Source organism: Cognatundibacterium griseum (genome assembly GCF_014284195.1).
Taxonomy (GTDB): domain Bacteria; phylum Pseudomonadota; class Gammaproteobacteria; order Burkholderiales; family Burkholderiaceae_D; genus Undibacterium; species Undibacterium griseum.
In genome coordinates this window covers 772,815-790,299 of sequence record NZ_JACOGC010000002.1, presented here as the reverse complement: position 1 = coordinate 790,299, position 17,485 = coordinate 772,815, and the positions used below count along the sequence as shown (strand labels likewise).

The 17,485-nt window shown below is 49.9% G+C and carries 12 protein-coding genes and 1 tRNA gene; 6 read left to right on the top strand and 7 right to left on the bottom strand.

Annotated features, from left to right (window positions below):
* Window positions 1-23: 23 nt before the first annotated feature.
* Entirely contained in the window at window positions 24-1,946 is a 1,923-nt protein-coding gene (locus H8K27_RS07960) for a M61 family metallopeptidase (RefSeq protein WP_186862597.1), read from the top strand.
* Window positions 1,947-2,165: 219 nt separating this feature from the next.
* Complete coding sequence (locus H8K27_RS07955) at window positions 2,166-4,226, top strand: M13 family metallopeptidase (RefSeq protein ID WP_408058420.1); 2,061 nt, start codon at window positions 2,166-2,168, stop codon at window positions 4,224-4,226.
* Window positions 4,227-4,477: 251 nt separating this feature from the next.
* On the opposite strand, the gene H8K27_RS07950 is transcribed toward H8K27_RS07955, so the two are convergent.
* Together H8K27_RS07950 and H8K27_RS07945 are read right to left on the bottom strand one after the other, a co-directional pair.
* The gene (locus H8K27_RS07950) at window positions 4,478-6,493 is read right to left on the bottom strand and encodes an ATP-dependent DNA helicase (RefSeq protein ID WP_222610619.1); all 2,016 of its coding nucleotides are present in this window, start codon (window positions 6,491-6,493) and stop codon (window positions 4,478-4,480) included.
* Window positions 6,494-6,538: 45 nt separating this feature from the next.
* Entirely contained in the window at window positions 6,539-6,739 is a 201-nt protein-coding gene (locus H8K27_RS07945; protein WP_186862596.1) for a YdcH family protein, read from the bottom strand.
* 84 nt (window positions 6,740-6,823) lie between these two features.
* On the opposite strand from H8K27_RS07945, the gene H8K27_RS07940 reads away from it, so the two are divergent.
* On the top strand, window positions 6,824-7,624 hold the full coding sequence (locus H8K27_RS07940) for a PP2C family protein-serine/threonine phosphatase (protein ID WP_186862595.1): 801 nt from the start codon (window positions 6,824-6,826) through the stop codon (window positions 7,622-7,624).
* Between the two features lie 52 nt (window positions 7,625-7,676).
* Here H8K27_RS07940 and H8K27_RS07935 read toward each other — a convergent pair whose 3' ends face one another.
* The 3 genes from H8K27_RS07935 to H8K27_RS07925 form a co-directional block, all read right to left on the bottom strand.
* Complete coding sequence (locus H8K27_RS07935) at window positions 7,677-8,324, bottom strand: glutathione S-transferase family protein (RefSeq protein ID WP_186862594.1); 648 nt, start codon at window positions 8,322-8,324, stop codon at window positions 7,677-7,679.
* A gap of 74 nt (window positions 8,325-8,398) precedes the next feature.
* Window positions 8,399-10,240 (bottom strand): type IV pilus assembly protein FimV, encoded by a 1,842-nt coding sequence (locus H8K27_RS07930; protein WP_456243319.1) that lies wholly within the window; start codon window positions 10,238-10,240, stop codon window positions 8,399-8,401.
* A gap of 262 nt (window positions 10,241-10,502) precedes the next feature.
* Complete coding sequence (locus H8K27_RS07925; protein WP_186862592.1) at window positions 10,503-11,270, bottom strand: RNA methyltransferase; 768 nt, start codon at window positions 11,268-11,270, stop codon at window positions 10,503-10,505.
* 158 nt (window positions 11,271-11,428) lie between these two features.
* Between H8K27_RS07925 and H8K27_RS07920 the strand changes: the two genes are divergently transcribed.
* Together H8K27_RS07920 and H8K27_RS07915 are read left to right on the top strand one after the other, a co-directional pair.
* The gene (locus H8K27_RS07920; RefSeq protein WP_186862733.1) at window positions 11,429-12,223 is read left to right on the top strand and encodes an inositol monophosphatase family protein; all 795 of its coding nucleotides are present in this window, start codon (window positions 11,429-11,431) and stop codon (window positions 12,221-12,223) included.
* An 89-nt stretch (window positions 12,224-12,312) separates the two neighbouring features.
* Entirely contained in the window at window positions 12,313-13,668 is a 1,356-nt protein-coding gene (locus H8K27_RS07915; RefSeq protein WP_186862591.1) for a DEAD/DEAH box helicase, read from the top strand.
* A gap of 162 nt (window positions 13,669-13,830) precedes the next feature.
* Here H8K27_RS07915 and H8K27_RS07910 read toward each other — a convergent pair.
* A tRNA-Ser gene (locus H8K27_RS07910) sits at window positions 13,831-13,920 on the bottom strand.
* 352 nt (window positions 13,921-14,272) lie between these two features.
* On the opposite strand from H8K27_RS07910, the gene H8K27_RS07905 reads away from it, so the two are divergent.
* Complete coding sequence (locus H8K27_RS07905) at window positions 14,273-16,042, top strand: GGDEF domain-containing protein (RefSeq protein WP_230419084.1); 1,770 nt, start codon at window positions 14,273-14,275, stop codon at window positions 16,040-16,042.
* 90 nt (window positions 16,043-16,132) lie between these two features.
* On the opposite strand, the gene serS is transcribed toward H8K27_RS07905, so the two are convergent.
* Window positions 16,133-17,428, bottom strand: coding sequence for a serine--tRNA ligase (serS, locus tag H8K27_RS07900; protein WP_186862590.1), 1,296 nt, complete (start codon window positions 17,426-17,428; stop codon window positions 16,133-16,135).
* Window positions 17,429-17,485: the final 57 nt, after the last annotated feature.

Below are 17,485 nucleotides of genomic sequence, written 5' to 3'. Positions count from 1 at the left end.
ATGATATAACGAGACAATCACGGATGAAATCAAGCTTTGCGCGACTCTTTCTCGGCACCGCCCTGCTGAGCCTTCCCCTGTTATCCCTGCCCGCATACAGCATGGGCAGTCCTGCCAGCCCCGTCAGCGCCAGCAATGCGTCGCACTATCCCGGGATGCTCCGGCTACAGGTTGATGCCACGGATGTCGAACGAAAAATATTCCAGGTCCAGGAAAAAATCCCTGTTAGCGCAGGTCAGCTCACTTTATTGTTTCCCGAATGGCTGCCAGGCCGCCATGGCCCCTACGGCCCATTGAATTTACTGGCGGGATTGCGGATTTCGGCCGCAGGCCAGGTCCTGCAATGGCAGCGTGATCCCGTCAATATGTACGCATTTCACCTCAACATTCCTGCCGGAGTCACTGAGATCGACGCGGCATTCCAGTTTCTCTCGCCAACGGAAGAGAAGTTTGGGCGCGTTACCATGACGCGCGACATCGTTGGCGTACAGTGGAATACCGTCCTGCTCTATCCGGCCGGATTTGATGCAAGCGGCATACAGATACAGGCTACTTTACGACTGCCGGATGGCTTTGAATTTGGCAGCGCACTGGAAGTGGCTGAAAGACAGAATACAGAAATTCGCTTTCAGCCCGTCAGTCTTGAACAATTAGTTGACTCACCGGTTTTTGCCGGCAGATACTTCAAACGCATTGATCTTGCCCCCGGCGCAAAGACGACTGCTCACCTCAACATCGTTGCAGATAAACCGGAATCACTGAATGCTTCTGCCGAACAGATTGCGGCGCATCGCACTCTTGTGCAACAGGCTGCACGCCTGTTCGGGTCGCAACATTACCGGCATTATGATTTTTTACTGGCATTAAGCGACAGTTTCTCAGGTATTGGACTGGAGCATCATGAATCCAGCGAAAACGGTCTGCGGCCCGGGTATTTTACGGAGTGGGCCAAAAAACCGGGCGGACGGGATTTGCTGGCGCATGAATACACACATTCATGGAATGGGAAATTCCGCCGTCCTGCTGATCTGATGACGCCGGACTTCAATGTGCCGATGCAGGACAGCCTGCTCTGGATGTATGAAGGCCAGACCCAGTACTGGGGCATGGTGCTGGCGGCGCGCTCAGGCCTGCTCACGCCGGAGCAAATCCGTGACAGCATTGCCAGTCTGGCGGCACATTATGATCAGCAGCAAGGACGGACATGGCGGTCGCTGCAGGACACCACCAACAGCCCCATTTTCATCAGCCGCAGGGCGCAGGCCTGGAGTGACTGGCAACGTGAGGAAGACTATTACCGGGAAGGTTTTTTACTTTGGCTGGAAGTCGATGCCAGACTGCGTCAGCTCTCTGGAGACAAGCGTTCGCTGAATGATTTCGCACTCCATTTTTTCAGTATGCAGGATGGTGAATCCAGACCGCTCACCTACCGCTTCGATGATATTGTTGCCACCCTGCAATCCATTCAGGCAGATGACTGGGCCGGTTTTCTGAAAGCCCGGCTCGACAGCTACCAGCCGGCAACCCCATTATCAGCATTAGAGCTCGCTGGCTGGAAATTGGTATACACCGATAAACTGACTGATTTCGCCAAATCCATGGAAGATAGCCGTCAGGAGAGTGATTTCCGCTATGCGCTTGGTTTCATGAGCGATAAATCAGGAAAAATCAGCCAGATAGTCTGGAACAGCCCCGCCTATCAGGCAAAAATGCTGAGTGGCAGTGTGATCCTGGCCATTAATGGACGGGCTTACCAGACAGATAACCTGAAATCAGCAGTCATCCATGCGAAAACCACACGGCAACCGATAGAGCTGATCGTCCGTCATGGCGATGATTTTCGTACTGTCACCCTGCATTATTTTGAGGGCCTGAGATATCCACGCCTGCAGCGCATTGAAGGCATTCCAGACCGCTTGCAGGGAATCCTGACGCCATTGAAATAAGAACGCAGCCCACGGTGACCCAGTCAAAAAAACCCGCATCGCCCCCATTCACCAACCGGGCAATGCTTGATAAAATGAAAAAATTATTTAATTTATTATGACCAATTTGCCGCTTCCGTTTTCAGAATGGCGAATCCCGTCCATTCCGTTTGTCCCGTCGTGCCGCTTCAATCAGGCGACATGTTAACCAAGCACTTCACACTCAGGAGACCCCAACAAGTGAAAGCCACCGTTTTAAGCGCCATTGCGCTGATGATCGCCGGAACCACCGGCGCGCCCCAGGTTTACGCTGCAGAACCAGCCAAAGCTGCCGCCAGCAGCGTTTTGCTGTCGGGAATTGATACGCAGTACGCCGATAAGTCCGTCAAACCTCAGGAAGATTTCTATCGTCACGTTAACGGTACATGGATGAAAACGGCCCAGATTCCATCGGACCGCTCCTCTGCCGGCGCATTCATGGATTTGCGTGAAGCAGTGGTTCCGCGGCTGCATACAATTATTGAGGGTCTGGCAAAAAATAAAAATGCTGCTGACAGTGATGCTCAAAAAATCAGCGACCTGTATTCCAGTTTCATGGGTACTAAACACATTGAGGCGCTGGGCTTAAAACCGCTGCAGGCGGACTTCGCTAAAGTAGACAGCCTCACGGATAAAAAACAGCTGCCAGCTTTCATGGCCTGGGTCAACCGCATCAGCGTGACGGCACCGTATGATATTCAGGTGCATCAGGACAACAAAGATTCCACCAAATACGTGCTTGACATTGGCCAGTCCGGTCTGGGATTGCCAGACCGCGATTATTACCTGAAAGATGACGATGCCAAGCTGAAAAGCATCCGCGCCGCCTATCTGAAACATATCGAAACCATGCTGGGTATGGCGGGCGACAAAGAGGCCGTCAAAAATGCTTCCGCCATTCTGGCATTTGAAACAGAGCTGGCCAAAGTCCAGTGGACCAAAGTCGAGTTGCGTGATCCGGTCAAAGCCTACAACAAAATTGAATTAAGCAAACTGACTGATCTCATGCCTGGCTATGACTGGGACGCCTATCTGAACGCATTGGGTGTGACCGGCAAAATCAACTATCTGATCGTTGCACAACCCAGTTACCTGAGCAGCATGAACAGCATTCTGCAGGCAACGCCGCTTGATACCATCAAAGCCTATTTCAAATGGCATGTGCTGAGCTCTGCTGCTGGCCAGCTTCCGAAGCAATTCAGCGATGAAAGCTTTGCATTTTTCGGTAAGACACTGCGTGGCGTACCGGAACAGGAAATCCGCTGGAAACGCGGTGTGCGCCTGGTCGATGCCGGCATGGGCGAAAGCCTGGGGAAACTGTATGTTGCCAGATATTTTCCGGCTGACAGCAAAGCGCGGATGGAAAAACTGGTCGCCAATCTGCTGCTCGCCTATCAGAAAAGCATCGACACACTCGACTGGATGAGCCCGGAAACAAAAAAAGAAGCGCAGGCAAAGCTGTCCACATTCATGCCAAAGATCGGTTATCCGAACAAGTGGAAAGACTACTCCGCATTACAGATCACCAAGGGAGATGCCGTTGCTAATCTGCGGGCAATACGCAGTTTTGCAGCGCAAACCGAGCTGAACAAACTGGGCAAGCCAATCGACCGTGAAGAATGGGGCATGACGCCACAGACGGTTAACGCCTACTACAATCCTGAAATGAATGAGATTGTGTTCCCGGCAGCGATCTTGCAGCCGCCCTTCTTTAATCCAAAAGCTGACGATGCCGTGAACTATGGCGGTATCGGTGCTGTGATCGGCCACGAAATCAGCCATGGTTTTGACGATCAGGGCTCGCAATATGACGGTGCCGGTAATCTGCGCGACTGGTGGACCAAGGCAGATCATGAGAAATTCGCCGCCAAGACGGCAGCGCTGGTCAAACAATACAATGCCTTCAGCCCGGTTCCGGGCTACAACGTGAACGGCGAGCTGACACTGGGCGAAAATATTGCAGACAACTCAGGCCTGGCCATCGCTTACAAAGCTTATCGTCTCTCGCTGGGCGGCAAACCCGCGCCGGTCATTGGCGGCCTGACTGGCGACCAGCGCTTCTTCACCGGCTTTGGCCAGGTGTGGCGCGGAAAAATGCGTGAACAGGAGGCGATTGTCCGCATCAAAACCGACCCGCATTCTCCTGGTGAATTCCGGGCCAATGGGTCTTTGCGCAACATGACGCCGTTCTACGAGTCTTTCGGTGTAAAAGCCGGCGACAAGATGTATCTGCCGGCATCGGAACGGGTTTCTATCTGGTAATCAACGCATCCGGAATCAGTTCCGGTACGTAACCCAAAGCTGAATATCGCAGGATATTCAGCTTTTTTTATTTTTTCCGCGTTTCCGGACTGCTCGCCACCGGCTTAAAGATGCAGAAAAGTCTTTCCATGATCATCTGCCTGTTTTGATACTGAAGGGGAGTATATTTTAATGCCTTTTATACCTAAGGAGAACAAGGTGAAAATACCAGATACTCCCCAAAAAATCAGCTGAGAGTGGATACAAACCCTTCATTCCGCCGGCGTGACTTTATCTTGTTTCAGTTGCCGGAAAAATGCCACCACGTCTGCTTCCGCACGCGTTCTGGCGAAACCCGGCAGGCTTTGCCAGATACGCTTGCCATATGGCTTGGAAATAAGACGCGGATCACAAATCATCAGCACTCCGCGGTCCGTTTCATCACGGATCAGACGCCCCGCTCCCTGCTTCAGATTGATGATGGCCTCGGGAAGCTGGTGATGCACAAAACCATTCAGTCCCTTTTTTTCCATGGCGCTGATACGTGCCGCCAGTACCGGATCATCCGGCGGCGAAAAAGGTAGTTTATCGATAATGACCAATGACAATGCCTCGCCACGGACATCGACCCCCTCCCAAAAACTCTGACTGCCGATCAGCACACCATTTCCTGCGGCACGGAAACGATCCAGCAATTCCGTCCGTCCGGCAGTACCCTGCACAAACAAAGGAAAATCCAGACCGCGCTGCTCAAACTCCGACTTCAGACGTTCAGCGCAATGTCTGACGGCCTTTAAGGTCGTGCACAGTAGAAATGTCCTGCCACCGGCAGCAGTCATCACCGGCAAGGCGGCGTCAATCACGGCATCTGTGTAATCGCGCGAATTTGGGTCGGGCATCCGGTCCGGCACATACAGATATCCCTGCTCCTGATAATTAAATGGGCTGGGCCAGGTGTGTGCCGGTTCATTCCATAAGCCCATCTGAGAAACGTAATGGGTAAAATCATTTTTCACCGCCATCGTTGCCGAAGTGAAAATCCAGGCTCTCGGTGTTCCTTCGCGCTGTTTATTGAAAATCGGCGCAATCGACAAGGGCGTACGGTGTAATTGCAAAGACACGGAAAATGCTTCCACCCACAGTACATATTCGCCATCATTGGTTTTAGGATCGGGAGTAGCATTCCATTTCTCAATCTGGTCCAGCAGCAGGATGGCGCGGGCGCGGCACTGCTCCAGTGTCTCCGCACGCTCCGCCTGTTTTTCCAGTACGGCGATCATGTCATCCAGACCGCGCTTCAGTGCTTCCAGCGCCTCAAAAAATGGACTGGATGGCGCGATCTGATCCAGCGACAAACGCACAATATCCTGCGGAAAGGCCAGTCGTAAATCGCGCGCAGCCCGTTCGACCGGCGCAACCAGTTTGGCCCACTCGGCACCATCTCGTGCATGGGACAAACCTTCCGCCAGTACATCACGACATAATTCCAGCACCTGGGATGTAGAAATCGTTTCACCAAAAAACAAAGTCGCCGTTTCCGGTAATTGATGTGCCTCATCAAAAATGACCGTGTTGGCCGAAGGCAGCAACTCGGCAATACCTGTATCTTTCAGCGCAACATCGGCAAAAAACAAATGATGATTCACCACCACCACATCGGCTTGCTGCGCCTCTTTGCGCGCTTTCATCACGAAGCAATCCTGATAGTACTGGCATTCAGAACCGACACAGTTTTCCTTGGTCGATGTCACCAGACTCCAGACTGATGCGCCTTCCGGCACACGCGATAATTCCGCCTTATCACCGCTGGCAGTCGTTTTGATGAAGCGGGAAATATCCCGCAGATAGCCCACATCCTCACGCGAAGTGAGGCGGCCATTTTGCAGGGTGCGCTCCAGATGATAATGGCACAGATAATTCGCACGGCCTTTCAGCAGAGCGACTGAAACAGGGGCTTTAAGTACTTTTCGGATCGTTGGAATGTCACGTAAAAACAACTGATCCTGTAAGTTTTTTGTACCAGTTGAAACAATCGTTTTCCCGCCCCACAACAATGCAGGAATCAGATAGGCGTAAGTTTTCCCGGTTCCGGTACCTGCTTCCGCTAGCAAAGTACCATGTCCGGCAATTGCTCTGGCGATGGCTTTTGCCATGTCAATCTGCGGTGACCGCGGACGATATCCGGGAATGGCCTGACTTAAAGGGCCATCGGAGCCAAACAATTGTGTGACTTCAGTATCGTGCTGACCAGGGGTAATCGTCGTATTCGGAGTGGTTATATCAGTCAAAATCGGGCATTCAAGGACAAAAACAGTTTTTTCCTGTGGGTAATCTCAGGCTGGCACGTCAGGAGTCAGCTGCATTTTGAGTAAAGTGATATGATCTTTCAGCTGTAATTTACGCTTTTTCAGTCTGCGCAATTGCAGTTCATCATGTGCAGGGTCTTTGAGCAGCGCGTTAATCACGACATCAAGATCCCGATGCTCCACTTCCAGCTCAATTATTCGTTGTCGTACTTGTTCAGGATGGCTCATAGCCTTCAGCTTACAGTAGAATAGTGTTAATTTCGGGAAAGTCATGCAAAGCAGACTTTTCATTAGTGTAATCTACCGAGACGTATGAGCCAATATAAGATCGAAGCCGGCACCGGGCAACATATCGGTGACAGGCAAGAACAACAGGACAGGGTCGGGCTTTTTGCCGCCCCCAATGCACCTGGCTATATGATGGCCGTGGTGGCCGACGGCATGGGTGGAAAAAGCGGTGGCGCACTGGCGGCAGAGCAGGTAGTACGTACAGCGAAACAGTTATTTGATGACTTTTACCCTGGCAACGATGTGCGTCATCTGCTCGAATCCATCCTGCAGGAAGCGCACACCGTCATCAAGCTAACCGCCGTCTCGGCGGAAAAAGAACCGCACAGCACATTAGTCGCCATGGTGATTACCCCGCAGCAGCAGGCAATCTGGGCGCATGCAGGCGATTCACGCCTATACCGTTTCAGCGGCCCTAATTTCGCTGAAAGAACCCGGGATCACTCTTACGTTGAAAAACTGGTCAGTGAAGGAAAAATTCAATCGGAAGAAGCCAAAACCCATAAGTTAGCCAATATCCTTGTCAATGTGCTGGGCTCAACCACCTCCCCGCCTTATATTGAATTTGGGCAGCGCGATAATCTTCAGGTCAACGACTGTTTTTTATTATGCTCCGATGGACTCTGGCACTACTTTGACGATGCTGAATTGTCCGCCGCAGTCGCTGCGAATTCACCTCGCCAGGCATCTGAATTACTGATCCGCAAAGCGCGGGATCGCGGTGCTCCGCGTGGCGACAACTGCACATTCGCCATCGTGAAACTGGTTGAGCCGCCGAAAGAAGTGAAAAACTATACCGTGCAAAAAATGCGCCGGGCAGTATAAAAATGGGAAGCACAGCTTCCCATTTTTATTGATACCGCGCTCTGTGCTGATCCTATTTTTTACGGCTCATCATGAGCGCCTGATTTTCTTTCCGGTCGGCATTCACTTTCTGGATATGGGGTCTCGTAGCCAAACGCTCCAGATATTCCTTCACTGGCAACTCTGCCAGAAAATCGCGGCCATAAATAATTTTCGTAGCAAGTGTGATCAAAGGCAAATGCACGACTGCTGCGCAATCCGCCATGCTGAATTCAGAGCCTGCGATAAATGCATCAAATTTCGCCAGCTTTGCAAAAGCTGCGATATTGCGGGTCAGCTGCTTCTCCGTGCGGTTTTTGATCTCATCCGAAATACTGCCGCCAAAGAATGCCTGCCCATACAGTTCGCGCGCAACCAGTTCCAGATGCAATTCCAGAAATACGATCAGCTCACGGACCTTGGCTGCCGCAAAAGCATCCTCAGGAAGTAACGGGCGATCCGGATAAACCTGCTCCAGATATTCCAGAATCACTTGCGACTCACATAAGGCACCGTGTGGAGTTTCAATATACGGCACCTTACCAAGCGGTGATCTGGCGATGAGTTCCGGCGAACGATCCGTCCATACCAGAGCTTCTTCGAACGGAATCTGCTTTTCCAGCAAAGCCAGTTTGACCTTGTTGTAATAATTGCTTACGGCAAAACCACAAAGTTTAATCATGTGTGACGACCTTCCGTTTAATGGAAATTCAGATGTAAAAATGATGACGCTTCATCGGGGTATTCGTATCACTTTCAGGGTTTTGTGTGAAAGTCGATGGCTTCAAAGTTAATGACGTGTGACTGATCTGCCGAATTCGCTTCCGACTCTGCCAACGGAATATCCGTCGCAGCTTTCCAGCCACTGATCTGTTCGCCAAATGACTTCAATCTGTCAAGCTCATTGGCAATCGAAATCAGCAGCAGAATATCCCGATAGACCGGCAAATCAAATCCCATACGCTTACCATCACGATCGTCGATCAGCAGACTTTCCAGGAACGGCAGAATATCATTGCTCGTCCAGAGGCTGCAGATTTTTTGGATCAGATGTTCAAAATCATCCAGATGACGCACCGTCAGACTGGCGGGATCGACTTCAAACTCAGGCACATTCGCATTGAAATAAACGATAAAGCGATCCCTGAGCGCATCGTATTTTTCTTTGTTACCAGTCAAGCGGTAAAGATCTAGCAGATACAGCCAAGGCACCGGGGATTCAGGCTGATTCTGCTCAGCCTGCGGCTCGAGAATTTCAATTGCCCGCTCAGGATCATTCACCGACATCCAGAATTCAGCTTCCTGAGTCACATCTGAAATTTCTTCAACTTTGAGAGAATGTCCGCGTGAAGAGAAAAAGTTAAAAGTGCTGCTGTTGGTGTCTTCCAGTGAAGGTGTGTAGCTGCGGCTGAAAACGGAATTGGCTTCCAGATCTCCCTGTGCTGCCGATTGTCCCCGGCTATTTTTTGGTATAACTGATACGTGCGCCAGGTCACTGGCTGCAAACGATTTTTCCATTAGCTGCGAATGTTCGCTTGTGGTCGTGGTCGGTCCATAAGAAGCCTGAACATGGTCAACCAGTTCCTCGACACTGCGCCGGGTTTCCATATTTTTCGATTCTTTTTGTTCCCACCAGGTAGATGCCGTTTTTTTATGCAGCCGCCGTACGTAGGCGAGCAGCGTCAGCAATACCGCAATGCCGCCCGACATCAGAACCAGCAGAAGGTATAACCAGTTTTTAGAGACTGAAGTGTCTTTTAACTCTTCCACAGCAGCTTTGTCGATTTGAATCTGGCGCTTCAGCTGAATGGCTTCATGTTGCAGGCTTTGTATTTTTTGTTGCTCTGCATTAGTTTTCTCTGCATTTACCACCGGTAATTTTTCATCGCGCAGCATTGCCGCGAACTGGGCCTGCGCCAGTCTGATTGCTTCAATATCCGCGTTAGCAGAGGTAGCGCCTTGTTCAGGGAGTGACAATGTGTCAGATGACCTTAAGCCAAAAACCAGATTCTCCCCACCCCCCGATAATTTAAGCGTATCCTTTCCGGCGCTGGCAGGTCGCGGCAAAAACAGTTCAGGCGATATTTTTTGCTGTGGCGTATTTTTTCTCTTATGAGTAACAGGTTCCTCTGATGCTTGACGCGCCAATGCGGCCGGACGGATTACTTGCCGCCCCTGCTCTTTCTTTGCGAGTTTTTCAGAAGCAGAAACATCTGCTTTGAATGCTGCACTTTCTGGTTGAGTGCGGGGTTGCTCTACTGGAGAAGAAGTCGATAATTCGGGCGGATCCAGTAACACCAGATACTCGCGATGAAACTGAATTTCGCAATTCACCTTCAGCATGACTTTAACGGCCGGTTCCAGTAAATTTTTTCGCGTTGCCAGCGTCAGGAAGCGCCGGTCACCCTGCGAGATAAAATTTAATGCAACAGGCGCCAGTAAAGTGCCATCTGCCGCCTCCACCGACGCTTTGAAGCAATTCAGATCAATATCAAAAGCCTCTGCGCCGGTTACTTCCAGCTGTGCTTTCAGCGGCTGACCAAGTGACGACTGCATACGCAACCCGCCGACACCTAATGCGGCAACGGGACTCGCCAGGCTGATGGCAAACAGACCTGCACATAGTCGGGAAATAACGGATCGTCTGAATAAAACGGAAATAATGACACCCTTTTAATTGTAAAAATTATTTTGAATATGCAATGTATCCTCACTGCAATCTTACTGAGGTTATAACAAATAAGATGTTGCTGAAAATACTAAAGAGGAAAGAAATTAATTTTAATACAATCGATTTCATCATATTTATCAATTTAAACAACAATTCAACAAGGTTTGATACGACAAACCCTTTTTGATGTTATTTACCAGGCATGTCCATGATTTTTTTTGCAATTCCACGCAATATATTGACCTCCTCAGTTTCCAGCTGAGTGCGGGAAAATAAACGCTTCAATCGGGGCATCAATTTCTTCGGCTGATCCGGGTGCAAAAAATCAATTTTGATCAAGGCCTGCTCCAGATGAGCATACATGCCGTCAAGCATCTCGCTGGTTGCCAGCTGCCCGCGGAATCCAATCTGAACGTTCTTTTCAGCATCAGATATTACGCTCTGCCCGGCGGCCATTCTTCCCTCGTAAGCCAATAACTGAACTGCCTGCGCCAGATTCAGTGATGAATACTCAGGATTGGCTGGTATGTTAATCAGCCATTGACAATTCATGACTACTTCGTTGGGTAAGCCATAGCGCTCACTGCCAAATACCAGCGCTGCATTGACCAGACTTCCTGCAGCCTGACTCGCCAGATCCCGCGGTGTGATCAATGGCGGCGAAAACTCACGCAGCCGGGCACTGACTGCGGCCACCAGATCACAGCCCACCAGAGCTTCTTCTACCGTATCAACAATACGGGCATTATCCAGAATATCCTGAGCTCCGCTAGCAAAGGCGATCGCATCAGGGTGTTTGAGTACATCTGCAAACCGTGGCCGCACCAGATAAAGCTGGGAAAACCCCATGGTTTTTAATGCCCGGGCAGCTGCCCCGGCATTCCCCGGGTGGCTGGTTTCCACCAGAACAAATCGCAAGCGATTAAAAAGAGATGTGTCAGTTTGTGTCAAGTTCATTTAAAATAGCGGAATATTTGCGTTGTTTTTTCAGTTACGGGCTGTTCCGGAAAACAGCAGCGCACGCTCTTTATCATTTTTGTCCAGCAATATGATCCGTCACGCGTGAAGCGTGATGATCTGTTTGCCGTCATTTTATCGGAAACCTTATGCACCCAATGCTGAATACTGCGGTCAAAGCCGCTCGTCGTGGCGCGACACTGATTAATCGTGCTTCATTTGACCTTGATCGCGTAAGCGTCACGGAAAAACATTTCAATGACTTTGTCACTGAAGTTGATCAGGCCGCAGAAGCCGCCATTATTGAGGTTTTAAAAACTGCTTATCCAGATCATGCGATTCTGGCAGAAGAGTCTGGCGCATCCGCTAATCTGCATGACGAAAATGATTATGTATGGATCATTGATCCGCTCGATGGTACCACCAACTTCATTCACGGTTTCCCGCAATATTGCGTCTCCATTGCTTTGCAGCACCGCGGAGTCATTACCCAGGCCGTGGTTTATGATCCTACCCGTAATGAAATGTTCACCGCCACCAAAGGAGCCGGCGCATTTCTGAATGAAAAACGGATTCGCGTCACACGTTGCGATAAACTGGCAGACTCTTTGATTGGAACCGGCTTTCCCTCCAGAGACCTGTCGGCGCTTGATCAATATCTGGAAATGTTCAAAGTCATGACCGGTAAATGCCAGGGACTCAGAAGACCGGGCTCTGCGGCACTGGATCTTGCTTATGTGGCGACAGGACGCCTCGATGGCTTTTTTGAAAAAGGCCTGGCACCATGGGATATTGCTGCAGGTTCCTTGCTGATTACAGAAGCCGGTGGCATCGTGGGCAACTTCTCTGGCGATGCTGATTACCTGTATAAGGGTGACGTATTAGCCGGAACACCCAAAGTATTTGCGCAGATGGTCAATGTACTCCAGCCCTTTGCGGCAACAACAAAGTAAGCATCATGGCCTGTCATGCCCCGGCATGCAGGCTCCCTTCCGGATTCACGAAAAATGAATCCGTGTTTTCAGTAATCCAGTAGAAATCCATGTCATCATTTAGCGAACTCGGTTTGTCCGAGGATATTGTTCGTGCAGTCAGCGAACAGGGTTATGTCTCCCCCACCCCAATTCAGCAACAGGCAATTCCTGCCGTCATTCGTGGCGGAGATTTATTGGCTGGCGCACAAACCGGAACCGGCAAAACGGCGGGTTTCACGTTGCCTATCCTGCAGCGTTTAGCCAGCACCACCACACTCAAGGACAAAGCTGCCCGCCGCGTCATTCGCGTTCTGGTGCTGACACCTACCAGAGAACTGGCAGCGCAGGTACAGGAGAATATCGCCTTGTACAGTAAATATCTGCCACTGAATTCCGGCGTTATATTTGGTGGCGTTGGAATTAATCCGCAAATCAAATTATTAAAACATGGCGTGGATATTCTGGTGGCCACTCCGGGACGTTTGCTCGATCATCATCAGCAAGGCACGATTGATTTGCGCCATATTGAAATACTCGTGCTGGATGAAGCTGACCGCATGCTCGATATGGGTTTCATTCACGACATCAAGAAAGTGCTCGCCATTCTGCCGGCCAAACGCCAGAATCTGTTATTTTCTGCAACGTTCTCCGATGACATCAAAGCACTGGCAGACCGCTTATTGAATAATCCTGCGATGATCGAGGTTGCCCGGCGCAATTCAACAGTGGAAGTGATCGCACAGAAAATCCATCCAGTAGACAGAGACAAAAAACACCCATTGCTGGCTCATCTGATCAAAACACACCAGTGGTCCCAGGTATTGGTATTTACCCGAACCAAGCACGGTGCTAATAAGCTGGTAGAGCAACTGGGTAAAGATGGCATTGGCGCCATGGCAATCCATGGAAACAAAAGTCAGTCGGCCCGCACCAAGGCGCTTGCCGAATTCAAGGATGGCAGCCTGCCTGTATTGGTTGCCACAGACATTGCGGCACGCGGTATTGACATTGATCAGCTACCGCACGTTGTAAATTATGACCTGCCGAATGTACCGGAAGACTATGTACACCGCATAGGCCGCACTGGCCGTGCAGGTTCCACCGGAGAAGCAGTATCCCTGGTATGTGTTGATGAATTTAAATTGCTTGCCGATATTGAAAAATTCATCAAACGCCAGATTCCGAAAGAAATTGTCGATGGATTTATTCCGGATCCAAACGCCAAAGCGCAACCGATACAACTTCGTAGTTTTGAAGGACGTCCGCCATCTTCAGGCAAACGACCGCCACGGACACAATCCGGAAACAAGCCAGCACAACCGGCAGCCAACAAAGCACATAATGGAAAGCCCCGTCAAAGCACTAACCGGCAGGCGACAAAACCCGCCCTGACTCACCGCTCGGGAAGTCGCGGCCAAGGCTGAAAGCCATCAGTAAACATTACACGATGGCAATAAGACTCAATGGTATTGATGGATTCGGCAATGACGCCCTCTTAGGAGAAGTCATTCCCCAGATACTCATATTCGTCGAGAATTGAAAATAAAAAAGCCCTTGATTACTCAAGGGCTTTTTTTACGTCATTCTGGCGGAGAGGGGGGGATTCGAACCCCCGATACCTTTTACAGTACGCCTGATTTCGAGTCAGGTACATTCAACCACTCTGCCACCTCTCCGGCTTGGTTGTTCGCTATTAAGAGCGAAGCCTTGGAGTATAGCAAAAAAAAAGTTTCTTTCCTAGCCAGCTGCAGGCAATGATTAAAACAATACTCTCAAAATTTATTGCCGTACTTCAATAATGACATGCGCCTGTCATATCAGGTCACTATATTCGGGATTGTTACTTTTTCTTACCTGCGCACCTCCATTTCCAGAAAAATGACCCCAGGCTGCACGAATTCCGAACTCTGTCCCATGAAAATTGCCACTCTCAGCATGCCGATGCAAGGTCCTGCCAAAATTTCACCGCTGAACGAACCATACATCAGTCTGGTGCACCCTGTATTGCCTGAAGCCGGGGAGTCATCTATGCATTCACAGCTTTTACGCATTATCGAGCAACGCTCGCTGACTGCACGTTTTCAGCCTATCGTGGATATGCAGAATGGCGATATTCTCGGTTACGAAGGTTTGATCAGAGGACCCTCTGATAGCCCACTGCATGCTCCCATCAATTTATTCAAGGCAGCAGCTGACCATCAACTGACTGTAACGGTTGAGCATTTATGCCGGAAAGTCGTGCTGGAACAATTTTCAGCACAAAAACTGCCGGGAAAAATATTTCTGAACGTCAGCCCCGAATCCCTGATTCAGCGCGATACACGTTACGGCGAAACCCTCGACACCGTTCACCAGCTCGGTATTTCTCCGGAGCGGGTCATCATTGAACTGACCGAGTATCAGCCAACGCATGATTATGGTTTACTATGCGATGCTGTTATGCATTACCGTGAGATGGGCTTTGAAATCGCGATCGATGATCTGGGTGAAGGTTTTTCCAGTCTGCGCTTATGGTCTGAATTAAAACCAGATTACGTCAAAATTGATATGCATTTTATTCAGGGAATTGATCATGACCCTGTTAAAGCACAATTTGTCCGTTCGATTCAGAGTATTGCTGAAAAGTCCGGCACCAAGGTCATTGCAGAAGGAATAGAAACACAGGCCGAGCTGATAGCGGTTCGCGATCTGGGAGTAGCGTGTGGCCAGGGTTATCATATTGCACGACCACATCCTGCTCCGGCCAGGATGATTTCTGCCGAAGTCATCAAGCTGCTGAGCTCGGATCATCAACTGATGTTTAAACGCCAGGCAGGAGGTGTTGAGCAAATGACGGCGGTTGAAAAAATACTTAAAACATGTCCTACAGTCCCATCAACGATGCTGAATAATCAGGTGGATGATATTTTTCTGCAAAACCCCAGATTGCAGATTTTACCTGTAGTGGACAACGGTATTCCGGTAGGTATCATCAATCGTTATCACATGATTGACCGTTTTGCCCGCCCCTATCAGCGCGAGCTGTATGGTAAAAAATCCTGTAAGGTTTTTATGGATGTGCATGCAGTAGTCGTGGATAAAAACACGAGCATGCAAGATGTCAGCCATATCATTATTGAAGCCAATCCTGATCATTTGATTAACGGCATTATCATTACTGATCAGGGACAATACATCGGTATCTGCACTGGCCCGGATCTGATGAGAGAAATTACTCAAATGCAGATCAATGCAGCACGTTACGCGAATCCGTTAACACAACTGCCAGGCAATGTTCCGATTAATGAGCATATTGACCATCTGCTTCAGCAACAACAAAATTTCAGCGCCTGTTATTGTGATCTGGATCATTTCAAGCCATTTAACGATGTGTACGGCTACCGGCGCGGTGATGACATCATTCAGATGACCAGTGAAATACTGAAGCAGCATTGCGATCCGCAGCTGGATTTTATTGGTCACATTGGCGGCGATGATTTTATTATTTTGTTCCGGAGCGAGGACTGGGAACAACGTTGCCAGGATATTTTGCAGAATTTTGCTGCCAGTATCGGAGATTTTTACAGTAATGATGACCGTGAACGTGGCGGTTATCTGAGCGAAGACCGGCAGGGGAAAAAAGTTTTCTATCCTTTAGTCAGTCTGTCGTTGGGCGTGGTCAAATCGCGGGCTAACAAATTTTACTCTCATCACCAGATATCCATTGCCGCATCGGAAGCCAAAAAACAGGCCAAGAAAATTCACGGCAACAGCTTGTTTATTGACCGTCGCTCCGAGCTGGATTTGATCATCAGCTAACAGCAACAATTGTCGGTTGACTTGCGACATTACCTGCTGAAGTTCCCTATAAAAAAACCGCATCTGAGATGCGGTTTCTGGGACATCTGATTATGCTGCGGGCACCAGTTTTTCGATGCCGCCCATGTATGGTAGCAGCACTTCAGGAATGATGACCGAACCGTCCGCCTGCTGGTAATTTTCGAGCACGGCAACCAGAGTACGGCCAACAGCCAGCCCCGAGCCATTCAGGGTATGTACCGGTTCCGGTTTGCCCTGCGCATTACGGAATCTCGCCTGCATGCGACGCGCCTGAAATGCTTCCATATTAGAAATGGAAGAAATTTCACGATAAGTATTTTGCGCCGGCAACCAGACTTCCAGGTCAAACGTTTTCATTGCACCAAAACCCATGTCGCCGGTGCACAGACTCATCACGCGGTATGGCAATCCCAGTTTTTGAAGGATTGCCTCAGCGTGACCGACCATTTCGTCCAGCGCTTCCATGGATTTTTCCGGATGAACAATCTGCACCATTTCAACTTTGTCAAACTGGTGCTGACGTATCATGCCGCGCGTATCGCGGCCATAACTGCCAGCCTCAGAACGGAAGCATGGCGTATGCGCAGTCAGCTTCACTGGCAGTGCATCTGCGGCCAGAATTTCATCGCGCACGGTATTGGTCAGAGACACTTCAGAGGTCGGGATCAGATACAGTGTCTCACCCTCACCTTCTTGTCCGCCTTTTTTCACGGCGAATAAATCTTCCTCAAATTTCGGTAACTGCCCGGTACCGCGCATCGAGTCGGCATTCACCATATAGGGTGTGTACACTTCCGTGTAGCCATGCTCCATTGTTTGCGTGTCCAGCATAAACTGCGCCAGTGCGCGGTGCAACCGGGCAATACCTCCTCGCATGACAGAAAAACGCGAACCTGTCAGTTTGACTGCCGTGTCAAAATCGAGCCCCAGTGCGGAGCCAATATCAACATGGTCTTTAACCTCAAAATCAAAAGCCGGTAGCGTACCGACCTTGCGCACTTCCACGTTTGCAGTTTCGTCGTTACCGACAGTCACCGTCTCGTGCGGCAGATTCGGTATCGTTTGCAAAAATGCCGTCATTTGCGTCTGCACTTCAGACAAGCGTACTTCCGATGCCTTCAACTCATCGCCGATTCCGCCCACTTCAGCCATGACCGCAGAAGCATCTTCACCTTTTCCCTTAAGCATACCGATTTGCTTGGACAAGCTATTTCGTTTGCCCTGCAATTCTTCGGTACGGGATTGAATTTGCCTGCGCTCTGCTTCGAGCGCATTAAACGTCGTGACATCCAGCTGGAATTTACGGGTAGCCAGACGGGCCGCCACCGTGTTGATGTCTTTGCGCAGAAGTTGAATATCGATCATGATAATGTTGCCAACAGTAGAAAATAGTCGAGTCTGCTATTGTAACAAGGGAAGCTC